The organism is Belliella filtrata (genome assembly GCF_022549775.1).
GTDB classification, from domain to species: Bacteria; Bacteroidota; Bacteroidia; order Cytophagales; family Cyclobacteriaceae; genus Belliella; species Belliella filtrata.
The window spans coordinates 21,038-34,188 of record NZ_JAKZGP010000052.1 but is presented as its reverse complement, the minus strand read 5'-3'; the positions used below and the strand labels follow the sequence as shown (position 1 = coordinate 34,188).

The 13,151-nt window shown below is 38.8% G+C and carries 10 protein-coding genes and 1 pseudogene; 3 read left to right on the top strand and 8 right to left on the bottom strand.

The features are described from left to right. Positions 1–258: pseudogene (locus MM239_RS16340) on the top strand (ISL3 family transposase); the annotation flags it as partial. Positions 259–265: 7 nt separating this feature from the next. Next, positions 266–727, top strand: a complete 462-nt coding sequence (locus MM239_RS16335; protein ID WP_241349325.1) for a hypothetical protein — start codon at positions 266–268, stop codon at positions 725–727. Between the two features lie 295 nt (positions 728–1,022). On the opposite strand, the gene MM239_RS16330 is transcribed toward MM239_RS16335, so the two are convergent. The 8 genes from MM239_RS16330 to MM239_RS16295 all read right to left on the bottom strand — a co-directional run bounded on the left by MM239_RS16330 (position 1,023) and on the right by MM239_RS16295 (position 10,443). Beyond that, positions 1,023–1,445, bottom strand: coding sequence for a DoxX family protein (locus MM239_RS16330; protein WP_241349324.1), 423 nt, complete (start codon positions 1,443–1,445; stop codon positions 1,023–1,025). A gap of 114 nt (positions 1,446–1,559) precedes the next feature. Continuing rightward, positions 1,560–2,681, bottom strand: coding sequence for an efflux RND transporter periplasmic adaptor subunit (locus MM239_RS16325; protein ID WP_241349323.1), 1,122 nt, complete (start codon positions 2,679–2,681; stop codon positions 1,560–1,562). A gap of 65 nt (positions 2,682–2,746) precedes the next feature. Beyond that, a complete protein-coding gene (locus MM239_RS16320) occupies positions 2,747–5,920 on the bottom strand; it encodes an efflux RND transporter permease subunit (protein ID WP_241349322.1) in 3,174 nt (1,057 codons plus the stop codon). A gap of 1 nt (position 5,921) precedes the next feature. After that, positions 5,922–7,271 carry a TolC family protein gene (locus MM239_RS16315; RefSeq protein WP_241349321.1) on the bottom strand — a complete coding sequence of 450 codons (1,350 nt, stop codon included), beginning with the start codon at positions 7,269–7,271 and terminating at the stop codon, positions 5,922–5,924. Between the two features lie 240 nt (positions 7,272–7,511). Further along, complete coding sequence (locus MM239_RS16310; RefSeq protein WP_241349320.1) at positions 7,512–8,342, bottom strand: helix-turn-helix domain-containing protein; 831 nt, start codon at positions 8,340–8,342, stop codon at positions 7,512–7,514. Positions 8,343–8,447: 105 nt separating this feature from the next. Beyond that, on the bottom strand, positions 8,448–9,185 hold the full coding sequence (locus tag MM239_RS16305; protein ID WP_241349319.1) for an energy transducer TonB: 738 nt from the start codon (positions 9,183–9,185) through the stop codon (positions 8,448–8,450). Between the two features lie 11 nt (positions 9,186–9,196). Then, a complete protein-coding gene (locus MM239_RS16300; protein WP_241349318.1) occupies positions 9,197–9,787 on the bottom strand; it encodes a hypothetical protein in 591 nt (196 codons plus the stop codon). Positions 9,788–9,909: 122 nt separating this feature from the next. Beyond that, on the bottom strand, positions 9,910–10,443 hold the full coding sequence (locus tag MM239_RS16295; protein ID WP_241349317.1) for an RNA methyltransferase: 534 nt from the start codon (positions 10,441–10,443) through the stop codon (positions 9,910–9,912). 84 nt (positions 10,444–10,527) lie between these two features. Here MM239_RS16295 and mutS point away from each other — a divergent pair, with 84 nt between their 5' ends. Continuing rightward, positions 10,528–13,140, top strand: coding sequence for a DNA mismatch repair protein MutS (gene mutS, locus MM239_RS16290; RefSeq protein ID WP_241349316.1), 2,613 nt, complete (start codon positions 10,528–10,530; stop codon positions 13,138–13,140). Positions 13,141–13,151 lie beyond the last annotated feature (11 nt).

Here is a 13,151-nt window from a genome sequence, read left to right as displayed (position 1 = left end):
GGCATACTGGTGTGATTTAGTGAAGGAATCAGGTATATTCCCTTTTATTGAAGCGGCTAAGACAATTCAAGCACATTGGTTTGGTATTATTACTTACACAGAAACTAATTTAACAAATGGTGTTCTTAAAGGAATAAATTCAAAAATTCAACTAGCAAAAAAAGAGCTAGAGGTTACAGGAATATATCCAATTTTATTAATATGATTTACTTTATCTCTGGGAAACTCAAATTCGACTACCCACTATATTCCACTTAGAGCCCTCATGAAAAATCAACTATTCTTTATCGCTTTTACCTTATTAATGCTTTCTTGTTCAAAAGTGGAAGAACCAACAATGCTTTTTCCATACCAAGACAAAATAATTGGTGAATGGGTCCAAGTTCAAAAATTCGTTCTAGTTGATGAGCATGTAACTCCCCCAAAATATGATTGGCAAGAAATTAAGGATGGCTATACGCTTAGTTTATTTGAAGATGGGACATTTAACTATACGAAATTTGAAGAATGCACTACTGGAAAATATGCTTTCAAGGGGATATTTCCTGAAATCGAATTAACTTTTGATTGTGAAATTGAATTTTACGGAATTAAGACCTCGACTTATTCAGAAATAATTATGGAAAACCTTACACAAAACAATCGTTTACAATTAGAACATAATTATGGCAAAAGTTTAAATGGATGTGCAAGTGAATGCTTTAGTGTTTTTGAAAGAGTTAAATAGCATTATAACTTACCCTTTATAAAATTCTCTTTCTCCTGTGCATATACATTCGAAACTAGCAAAAGGGCAAATAGAATAAAGAATGACCATTTCATAAGATTTGATTTTCTGATTAGTTCTTGTAATGAACACAAGGTTGGCTGTGCTTTCAATTTATGTTTATTCCTCGCAGCGATCGTTGCGAGAAACTATTATTTCAAATTCTTAAGACCTTCGAGTACCCTGCTGCGTACTAAAAGGTCAAGGTGCATATTTATAACCTTTGAGATCTTTTTATGATCCCGAAGATTTTTCTTTAGACTTTTAAAACCTTATCAATCGACCACTTCCCTCCCCCTCGGATAATCAGGTAAATACTTCCCAACAACATGCTCCAATCGGTCCGGCTTCCATGCATCATAGGCCAAAAACCTTCGTTTTGCAACACTTCGGACTTCGTAGTGACTATAGCTACTAGCATGATGATCAAAGTAGGAATAGCTGCTAATCTCGTCCATAGGCCAAACAAAATCAAAATCCCAGATAAAATCTCAAATCCGCCAACAAAGCTTCCCAAAAATTCTGGATTAGGTAAGCCAATTTTTTCAAACCTTCCTGCGCCTCTAATGGCTGGAAAAAGAAACTTTTGAATTCCTTCAGAGAGAAATACAGCACCTACCATGAGCCTGATGATAATTGTAGTTTTTGAATTGTCAGTTTTCGAGAGTTTTTTAATCATAATTTTAAATTTATTGATTTCAAATTTTTCAAGCTAGTTCCAGGCATACCTGAGATTTTTTCAGCAAGTCCTAACTTAGCGTTTGGCTGATCTTGCCTGTGATCTAAAACGAAATCAGTTTTCTATGTGTATTTCATCTCCATCTTGAATAGTATCACTTGGGTTTTTGAGGATTTTGTCTCCTATATTTATCCTGCCAAATACTTCAACTTTCCCATCTTGAGTGATTCCCTTCTTAATAGAAACTCTTTTAGCGGCTCCATTTTCTATTTTGACCACAAATCTATCTTCCATACTTGTCACTACAGATGAGCTTGGCACCATGATTACATTGGGCTTGAAATAGGGAATCTTTACTTGGGAAAAGCTTCCAGCTTTTAACTTCCCGGATTCATTGGGAACATCTGCTTCGATGATTTCTGTTCGACTTGCATTTTGAAGACTTCCAGACTGACGACTGACCATTGCTTTAAATTCTTCACCAGGCTGCGCATTCAATGTAAATTTGACACTATCCCTGCTTAAATCATAACCAGAATATGCTTCTGGAAGTGGAATCTCTAACCTAAGCACATTATTCATTTCTAGTTGAAACAAAGGTTTACCTGAGCTTTGATGATTCACAAATGTACCTGTGTGTATATTTCTCTCCGTAACGATTCCTTCAAATGGGGATCTTATGATCAAATAGCTCACCATTTGTTCCGCTGCTTGAAGTTCAAACCTTGAGGCTTCCAAAGCTGACAAACTTGACGCTACCATGGCTTCTTCCTCCTTAAGTTGGTTTTCAACTCGACGAAGATCGGCATCGGATACGGTACCCGGAGTTTGAGAAGTCTTTTGAATTCGATCAAGCTGATCCTTAATAGTAGCCAATTTAGATTGAACAGATTGAGCCAGACCTTCCGACTGAAGGACCTTTGCTTTAGCAGCTGCAAGTTTAGCCACGAGCTCAGGAGCATCTAGCTGGGCAAGCAATTCCCCTTTTTTCACTTTAGAACCACGATCCACTTTGACTTGCTGTACAAAACCTGCCGCTTTGGCATAGATAGCAACACTTTCAAATGATTTTAGCTCGGCTGGCAGACTGATACTTCCCTGCAAGTCGGTAGACACAATAGTGATTGTTTCATATACCTTCCTTCCTTGTTCTGCATCTTTTTCATTTCGAGATGAATTACACGCAACAAAAAGGAAAACTGAAAATAGGAGCAAAGTATGCTTAGACAATTTCATGAGATATCAGTTTAATATTATTAGGTAATAACTTTTTCTACCAGACATATAACAAGCGCAATCTATTAATTATCAATTCCTTTAATCCCGTTATCTTCATGCTCATAATATATAGAGGCTTTGTCATAAGGATCCATTGAAATCGGTGCAACGCTAGCATGCTTTAACAATCGAGCATAAACTGCCGGCATTACCAATAAGGTCGTCAGGGTAGAAAACAACAATCCACCGATCACAGCAATACCCAGGGGTGCAGTCTGATCTCCACCAACAGCCAAAGGGATCAAACCTACTATCATAGAAATACTGGTCATCAAAATGGGCCTCAATCTACTTTTACCAGCATCTTTGGAAGCCTTAAGTGCATCACCATGTTTTAGCCTTTCCCCCTCTGCAAAAGTTGTGAACAAAATCGCATTGGCTACTGAAACTCCCAAAGCCATGATCAAACCCATATAAGATTGTATATTGAGTGTAGCCCCAAATGCTAGCAAAAAAAGTAAAGAGCCCGATGCTACTGCTGGAATTGTAGACAAAGTAGAAATCGCTGCCTTAAAAGACTGAAAATTGATCGAGAGCATCAAGAAAATCACAAAAACCGCAATAATCAACCCAGTTTGAAGCTCTGTGAGTGTTTGCTCCAAAAACTCCAATTGTCCTCTGACCAAAACATTGATACCCCTAGGTCTTTCACCAGCAGCTTCGATTGCCTCCTCTATATCTTTTCTAGCAGCGCCGATAGTTTTATTGTGTAGGTTGGCAGTGACAGAGAGCATTCTTTGTTGGTTTAGCCTTACCACTTCTCCAGTAGATACACTTTGATTTATGGTCGCAACATCACCAAGACGATTGTTTGACTCCCCGACCTGAGGTAAAAAAACATTGGCCAATGCTTCTTCTGAATTCATGGTATATTGAGGAATCTCAACTTGTACTTGATAGGAATTCCCTGAACTTTGATCTAGCCAATAAACAGGCCTAGTAAACCTGCTCGAATTAGTAGCTGAAATCATTGCTTTCCCTACTTCATCAGCTGTCAACCCCAATTGACCAGCTTGAACCCTATCGATATTGACATTCAAGGTTGGGTAATCTAGTGGCTGGGCAATTTGAATATCTCTCAGGTATGATATTTTTTCCACTTCAGTTTTGACTTTATTTATATAAGCTCTGGTTTCCTTTAGGTCTTTTCCAGTCACAGCGATTTCTATTGGTGTGTTTGAGCCCATTGACATTACTTGATCAACGATGTCGGCAGGCTCGAAACTGATCCGCAATTCGGGAAGTTTATCAGAAACCATCCACCTGATATCTTCTTTAAGGTCATTTACTCTTAGACCAGAACCTTCTTTTAATTTCACTTTGAGAATTGCTTGCTGAGGTCCAGAATTCCAGATATAAGTAGTTGTCGCTGGGTAAGCAGAAGGAATAGTCCCTATATATCCAGAGCTAACTTCTATATTTCCTTTACCAGTCAATTCTTCCAAATTTTGATAAAACTCTCGGGTGAGACGTTCTGTCTTCTCGATGCGAGTACCTTCTTTTGCATTTATTCTGACTTGAAATTGACCTGCGTCAACTTGGGGAAACACCTCTGTGCCAATTATAAGAAATAGACCAATAGCAGCAATGGTGGAAAAAAAGCCATACAAAACAACTGTAAGACTACTTCGCTGCAGCAATTTTTCCAATAATCTTTGGTAGTTTCTCTGGATACGATCAAATCTTCCATTATGCTGTTTGCTTGCTTGCTCTTCGAGTGATTTACTATCCAGAATCCAATTTGCAACCACTGGAACAAAGGATTGAGACAATAAAAATGATGCAATCATTGCAAAACCTACCGCCAATGAAAGTGGCAAAAACATTGACCGAGGTACACCTGACATAAAAAATGAAGGAACAAATACCGCCAAAATACTGATTACGATCAAAAGCTTGGGTATAACGATTTCTCTTGTACCATCAATGATAGCTTTAGCCATAGATTTCTTCATTTCTAAATGCCTATGGATATTCTCAATAGTAACAGTAGCCTCATCGACCAATACCCCAATGGATAGAGCCAGACCTACTAAAGTCATGATATTCAGCGTCTGACCTGACAAATTCAGAAAAACTACAGAGGTCAAGAGTGCTAAAGGAATCGTCAGCACAACGACTAACCCACTCCTCCAATCTCCCAAAAAGAGTAAGACCATCAAGCCTGTCAGCACGGAAGCAATCAGCCCTTCAGTCAAAATATTTCTCAAAGACTTGATTACATAACCAGATTGATCAAAAGCATAGTCCACTTTTATATCCTCTGGTACTGCCTCACGCATGGCAGGTAATGCGTTTTTAATGTTTTTGACAACTGTCCAAGTAGAAGCATCCGAACGCTTGGTTACTGGAATATAAACTGACCTTTGGCCATTCACCATAGCATACCCTGTAGTAATATCTGCACTATTTTTTACCTCTGCGAGATCCTTCAAGTAGACAGCTGGTCCTCTTTGACTTTGAATCGGGATATTTTCAAACTCTTTGTAATTGTCTACCACGGAGTTGGGTTTGACCAAATACTCTGTATCATCTACACGAATACTTCCAGAGGGAACCAACTTGTTGCCAGTAGCAATGGCCTCTACCACATCTTCTGTAGAAAGCCTGTAGCTTCTCAATTTGTCTGGATCAATATCGATCACGATACTTTTTTGGTTTCCCCCTACTGGAGGTGGAGAAGATACCCCAGGCAATCTGGCGAACATTGGCCTAACTCTATTCAGCGCCAAATCTTGGATTTCTGACTGACTACGACTATCAGAACTGAATACTAACTGACCTACAGGTACATTGCCAGCATCATATCGAACCACAAAAGGCGCAATAGTTCCTGGTGGCATCTTCCCTCCAGCTCTATTGACTTGGGCAACGATCTGTGCCATAGACTCAGCCATATCCGTACCTTCATGGAACTGAAGTTTGATCAGGGACATTCCTTGTACAGAGCGGGATTCCATAGAAGAAATCCCTGTGATATAAATGAAATGTTGCTCGTAGATTGAAGTCATGTATCCTTCCATCTGCTCAGGAGAAAGCCCCCCATAGGGTTGAGCTACGTAGATTGTAGGTACACCAACTTTAGGAAAAATATCAATGGGCATACTTCTAATAGTCAAAAAAGAGAAAAACCCAATAGCCAAAATCACTACCATGACAGATATGGGTTTGCGCAATGAAAGTTTGATTAAATCCATATCAATTCAGGTTTTGTAAGAAATATTCAAAATCACCATTCACCGCAGCATGATACAGTAAAGCCTTCCACATTTCAGCCATCACTTTTATGCTGTCTGACTCTGCGCGTGCCAATTCTGCTTGACCTTGTATCATCTCGTTGAGGTTGATCAATCCAGCATCATACCTAGCTTGCAAAGCTTCAAATGTAAAAGATGCCGCTTGTACATAATCAGGTGCAAGCGCTGCGGCCTCCAGAGATTTTTCTAGTGTGACCATAGCCACAGCCTTGTCTTTTGTCAAGGCCCTTTCAACCTGCTTCTCATATGCTTCTGAAGCTAGTATTAATGCGTTTTGCCTCTGGATCAGTTTGGAAGTCCTTGCGAACCTGAGTATAGGCACCGCCACTTGAAAACCAAGGCCGTAATTGTACCGAGAAAATGCAAGTCCATCTGTAGGGTCGTTGAAACCACCCTCATAAAGTATCGAAGAGCCCCTGGCAAATGCAGTTCCCCAGATATTAAGCTCAGGCATCAGAGACCTGCTCAACGCTATCTTCTTGGCATTTGCCAATAGTGTTTGGGTATGCGAACGCTGCAACAAAGGGTGCTGATCTCCAAATTGCTCTATTTGAATGCGTGGAGTTTCGCTAAGGGAACTATCCAAACCTATTTCGACATGGTCTTCACCCAAAAGCTCGATGAGCCTTGCGCGCAAAGACTCCGCATTTTTTTGGGCATGAAGAAAATCAATCTTGGACCGCACATATAGAGACCTGAACTGGGCAGTATCTACGCCTGGCCTAAGTCCATTTTCCACCAAAGATTTTGACAAAGAGAGGTTGCTTTGGTATCGTTCACTATTTTTTTGAGCTGCTGTGACCATGGACTGTGCAGCCCAATGATTGAGGTAAGCCTCTGTAAATCGAACTTGGTGTTCCAAAATGGCCAAAGATTCTTCATTAGAAGTCAAGGCTTGACTGTATTTTGAAGCTTGAATTTTACTTTGTCTTTTCCCAAAAGTTAAAGGACTCCAATTCATCAAAAGCGATGCTGCAGAACCAAAGGTAAAATCCATCTGATTCTCTGGAACAGGTGGTCCCGAAATAGGAAAAACTTGACCCGGAAAAAACATTCCTGTGATATTATTATTGGTCGAATAAGTCATTTGGTAAGAGCCATCGAGGCTTGGAAGAAAATCCGAGCGTTCGTATTGAACTTGCCGTTGAGCTGCTTCCGTTTCTAATCTTTTGGCCTGTAGCTCTGGGTAATTAGTCGTGCTGATCTCTAGCAATTCTCTGAAATAGCATTGAGCTTGAGCTTCCCAGGCCATCAAAACCAAAAGAACACCAGTTACTATTGTTTTACACATAGGATTATGGGATGAAAGATGAGGTTCTATTCACCAATCACAAAATTAACCCATGTCTATTCAGGGATCGTGGTAAAAATGAATGGAAAAATGGTAAATATGAAAGTGGAGAGACAACCTTTGAGGTCTTTTTCTGACCTGGAAGATTTCATTAGTAAGAACACCTTTTCTGAAAACGTTTTCCATTGTACAAAGACTTTCGGGTTCGCCGCGGCTCACTCAAAGGTCAAGCACAAATATCTACCCAAAATACCTACCCCTGTACTGATAAGGAGTCTCACCTGTATGCTTTTTGAAAAACTTCACAAAATAGGATGCATCATTGAATTGGAGTAAATCTGCAATTTGGTTTATGTTAAGATCGGTGTGTAGAATATTTCTTTTGGCTTCAAGGATCAATTGATTACTGATATGTTCTGAAGCTGATTTACCTGTCTTTTTCTTACAAGCATGATTCAGGTTTTGTGGTGAAGTTTGAAGTGAATCAGCATAATCTGCCACCCGATGCAGAGGTGGATTCTGTTGAGATAATAAGTTCAAAAATCTATCACACAGAGGATACTCCTTTGAATCTTGGGGGGATTCAATCGTATAGTCTGCAATTTTTGCAAAAAGCACCCTAAGATAACCCTTGATCAAGTCATCTGCATTTGGTGTGGGATTTTGATATACTGCCAAAATATCCTCGAATATCTTCCCAACCATGCTATCACCCCAAGTAGGGATTCTTGTTAATTCTCCCATTTGAGTTAATTGCTGTAGAATCTTGACCTCTTTAACAGCATCGATAAATTCCTCTTTGAACATCATCACATAGCCCACAGGAATCTCTGTAAACTGCCAAAAATGCATCTGCCCAGGTTTTAGAAAGTAAAAGTCTGGCGATTTAAGTTGATGCTTCTCAGTCTCTATACAATGAAACCCTTCTCCTTTATCTATAAAAATAAGCTCGAAATAGCCTTCATGCTTGTGAGGCTTTGTTTTTTTGATCAAGGGCTTAAACCTGGAGATTTTAAAATACTCTTTGGATTCGAGTTTGTTTTTGACTGTTATGGGTGATGTCTGTGTCATGGCTATAAGCAAAGCTGAGGCCTTGTTGCGTAATCTCAAACATGCATTGGTAATAATGGTCACTTTAGGTGATGAAACGTCCAGTATTTAAAATGTTTGAATAGCTTATCTCCCTAACTTAAATTTAATTGGTAACCTCATCCCTGTACGAACAGGATCCCCATCATTGGTACCAGCTTTCCATTGGTATGGACTTCTGTAAAATACACGTAAAGCTTCATCTGCTAGCATCGGAAATGGTTCTGGGTTCATAACTTCCAAATTTACAATTTCTCCCTCTTCTGAGACTTCAAAACACAAATATACTACCCCCTCTATACCTTTCCTCCTAGCAAGGTTTGGATACTTCAAATTAGCTCCAAAGTACCCATACAACCTTTCTAGACCTCCAACAGGTTCTGCTTGAATAAACTCTGATGCTTCTATTTCATTACCCTCTTCATCAAAACTTAATTTAGATATCAGCTCATCTTCAATGTATCGCTCAATTATTTTTACTTCTTCATTTTCATAAAAAATAAACATTAGTTTTGAGTTATCCTCATATGAATTACTAACTTCTGACTTCTTCCATCCATCATATGCATACTCTGTTTGAATTTCTGTCAACTTATTTCCAATTGAATCTTTACTGATCTGTCTATGCATAACCAAAACTGAATCCAAAGTAAAAATCTCCACTTTTTCAAACCCATTTTCTTCTTGCGTGATCGAATAGTAGCAAGGTTGATATTTCTCTGTATCTTGGATAGGAAAAAATCCGACATTTAAATAGCTGACCGTTTGACTTTTTGCTTGAAATACAAAAAGTGCCAGTAAAAAAACAAGATAACTTAACTTCATAGCCTTCATAATTATTTACTCTTTTTACTGGCTTTCGGAGGCTTACAAGTTTTGCAAAAGTCCTTTAAAGTCTCAATTTCATCCAACACTTTTAAATGATAAGTCAAAAGCAATTCCTCATTGAGTCCAATATTAGTCTGTTCTGTCACTTCACCAATTTCTTCTGCCAATTCTTCCTGGGTTTTTTGAAACAATGGTTGGATAAATGAAACATCTGAAAATACTCCATTACCCTCAAGCATGCGCTTTCTAAGTTTTCTGGCATGTAACTCATGTAAGTCAAATTGGTATTGCGTAAACTTGATCAAAGCCCTTGCTTGCTGCTCATTTTCAGAAATTAGAATAGAGGATTTAGGATTAAATTTACAAGTCACTTTATCATTAAAATTCTTTGTAAACATAAATTCATAATTACTCATTTTGATGTCAAAACCCAGGTTAATAGTCGGATGAATAAAGATTTTATCCCCTTCGACACTTGATCTCTTAGATTGAAAATCCTGCAGGCTAATTGCTCTAGAAGCATCCCAGTCAAACTCATTTTGGGCATTGGTGATTATACTAAAATGCAATAACAGAACTAGCAAATAGGAAAACTTCATAAGCATATATTTAACTGGTGAAATATATCACTAAAGCACCTAATATCAATCTATGAACTAAATAATTTTCTACCTAAAAATGACAATTTTCTACATCATATAATAAATGAGAAAATTCTAGTCTACAACAGTTCCATTTTGCTCATGAAATCCCAAACTCCAATCCCTAAGGTCACAGATATATTTAAGGAATGCTTGGTCCCTAGCTGTGGAATTTCGAGGATGTGGTCTGAAGATGCAATCACTTCTTCTTCTACACCGAACACTTCATTTCCGAACACCAAGGCATATTTCTTACTTGGTACAGCTCGAAACTCATGAAGTTTGACGCTTTTATCCACTTGTTCAAAACTACAGATTTCATAACCTTCTGATTTCAAAACCTCCAAGGCTTCGTTTGTAGAAGGAAAATATTGCCAATCAACAGATGCTGTCGCACCCAATGCAGTCTTTTCAATGTCCCTATGAGGTGGCCTACCAGTGATTCCACAGAGGTAAAGCTTCTCTATCAAAAAGGCATCCGATGTTCTAAAAGCAGAGCCTACGTTATTCAGGCTCCGTATATTATCCAATACGATCACCAAGGGACTTTTTTTGACTTCCTTAAATTCCTCTATCGAGAGCCTATTGAGCTCTTCCATGCTTAATTTTTTCATTGGGCTTTGTTTAGCTTTCTTAATGTTATAATTTCAAGCTTTCAAGAGATCAAAATTAGCACAAAGATTTAATATAGGCAGAATATGGCCAAGACGAAGGCAAAAGAGGTAAAAGAGACTCCATTGATGAAGCAATACAATGCCATCAAAGCAAAGCATCCTGGAGCATTGTTACTTTTTAGAGTTGGTGATTTTTATGAGACATTTGGGGAAGATGCGGTGACTGCCAGTAGGGTATTGGATATCGTACTTACCAAGCGAGCCAATGGTGCTGCCTCTCATATTGAACTTGCTGGTTTTCCCCATCATTCACTTGACAGCTACCTTCCCAAGCTGGTAAGAGCTGGAAATCGCGTTGCTATCTGTGATCAGCTCGAAGACCCTAAAGAAGTCAAAGGAATAGTAAAAAGAGGTGTCACTGAACTTGTTACACCTGGCCTTTCTTTCAACGACAATGTACTAGACAAGAGGAGAAACAACTATCTCGCCTCCATATACTTTGCTAAAGACACTTCAGGGGTAGCATTTCTTGACCTGTCGACAGGAGAATTCATGTGTACAGAGGGTTCGCAGGCTTATATCGAAAAACTACTCCAAAGCTTCAGCCCATCGGAGGTGATTTATTCAAAAGCATCAAAAGCTAAAGCATCAGAAATACTCAAAGATAACTTTGCTACTTTTCAATGTGAAGACTGGGTTTATCAGTATGATTACACCTATGAAAAACTTACTTCACATTTTCAGACCAAAAATCTAAAAGGTTTTGGGATAGAAAATCTTGAATTTGGGATAGTGGCAGCTGGTGCCATTCTTTATTATCTAGAAGAGACAGAACACAAAGATGTCAAGCATATTTCCCAGATTTCAAGAATTGCAGAGGAAAAATATGTATGGCTTGATAAGTTTACTATCAGAAATCTAGAGCTAGTGTATCCCCAGCAAGAGGGTGGAATTCCACTGATCAGCATCCTAGACCAAACAGTAACACCCATGGGGTCGAGAATGATGAAAAAGTGGCTCGTTCTCCCGCTAAAAGAAAAAGAGCCTATTGAAGAGCGGCTTAAGATTGTAGAATACTTCTTTGAGGCTAATGAGCTTTCAGAAGAATTGCTGACTCATTTAAAACAAATAGGGGACCTTGAGCGACTCATTTCCAAAGTAGCTGTAGGTAGAATCAACCCTAGGGAGATGAATCAACTTAAAAAAGCACTTAAAAACACTTTGCCAATTAAGGACTCATTGAAAAATGTAGACAATGATTCATTAAAGAAAATTGCTGATCAAATCAATTCCTGTGAATTTTTACTCCAAAAAATAGAAAAAGAACTCCAAGAAGAAGCACCAATGCTCACGCATCAAGGTAATATCATCAAAGATGGTGTAGATGCAGAACTCGATGAATATAGAGGATTAGCAAATACAGGGAAAGACTACCTTGTACAACTTCAACAGCGCGAGACTCAGCGTACAGGCATTAGCTCACTTAAAATTGCCTTCAACAAAGTCTTTGGCTACTACCTTGAAGTGACAAACTCCCACAAGGACAAAGTTCCTCAGGAATGGATCAGAAAGCAGACATTGGTGAATGCCGAGCGATACATTACTCCAGAACTTAAAGAATACGAAGAAAAGATTCTCAATGCAGAGGAAAGGATGATTGCTATAGAACAGCGGTATTTCTTAGCATTAGTACAAGATGCATCGGAATATGTGAGCCAGATTCAGCAAAATGCAAGGATTCTCGCAACTATAGATAGCTTACTTTCATTCGCCAACGTGGCGAAAACGAATAAATATGCAAGGCCGAAAATCTCTGATACAGATGCCTTGGAAATCAAAGATGGAAGACATCCAGTTATCGAAAAACAACTTCCAGTTGGTGAGGCCTATGTGCCAAACGACATCTACCTGGACAATGAGTCACAACAGATCATCATCATTACAGGACCAAACATGGCTGGTAAGTCTGCTCTTTTGAGACAAACAGCATTGATCGTGCTAATGGCACAGATGGGCAGCTTTGTGCCTGCATCTTATGCAAGGATAGGACTGATCGATAAAGTGTTTACAAGGGTAGGGGCCTCTGACAACCTTTCCAAAGGAGAGTCTACCTTTATGGTAGAAATGACCGAGACAGCCAGCATCCTCAATAACTTATCAGATCGAAGCTTGGTATTGATGGATGAAATTGGACGAGGCACCTCAACATACGATGGTATCTCCATCGCATGGTCTATTGTGGAATTTTTGCACAATCACCCAAAATCAAGAGCCAAAACACTCTTTGCAACTCACTATCATGAACTGAACCAGTTAGCCGAGGATTTTCCAAAAATCAAAAACTTCAATGTGTCTGTCAAGGAAGTTGGGAATAAGGTAATTTTCATGAGAAAGCTTAAAGAAGGTGGTAGTGAGCATAGTTTTGGTATACATGTAGCTCAAATGGCAGGTATGCCTAACCCAATTGTACTTAGGGCATCAGAGATCATGATTCATTTGGAAAAAGACAAATCCCTACATGATCAAAAGGAAAAAATAAAAGAATTACCAAAAAACAACTATCAGCTGAGTCTATTTGAAATCGATCCCAAATTCAAAGCAGCTCAAGAAATGCTTGATGCCATAGATATCAACACCATATCTCCAGTAGAAGCACTTATCAAACTAAATGAAATCAAGAAAAAACTTGAAAATTAATTGTATTTCGA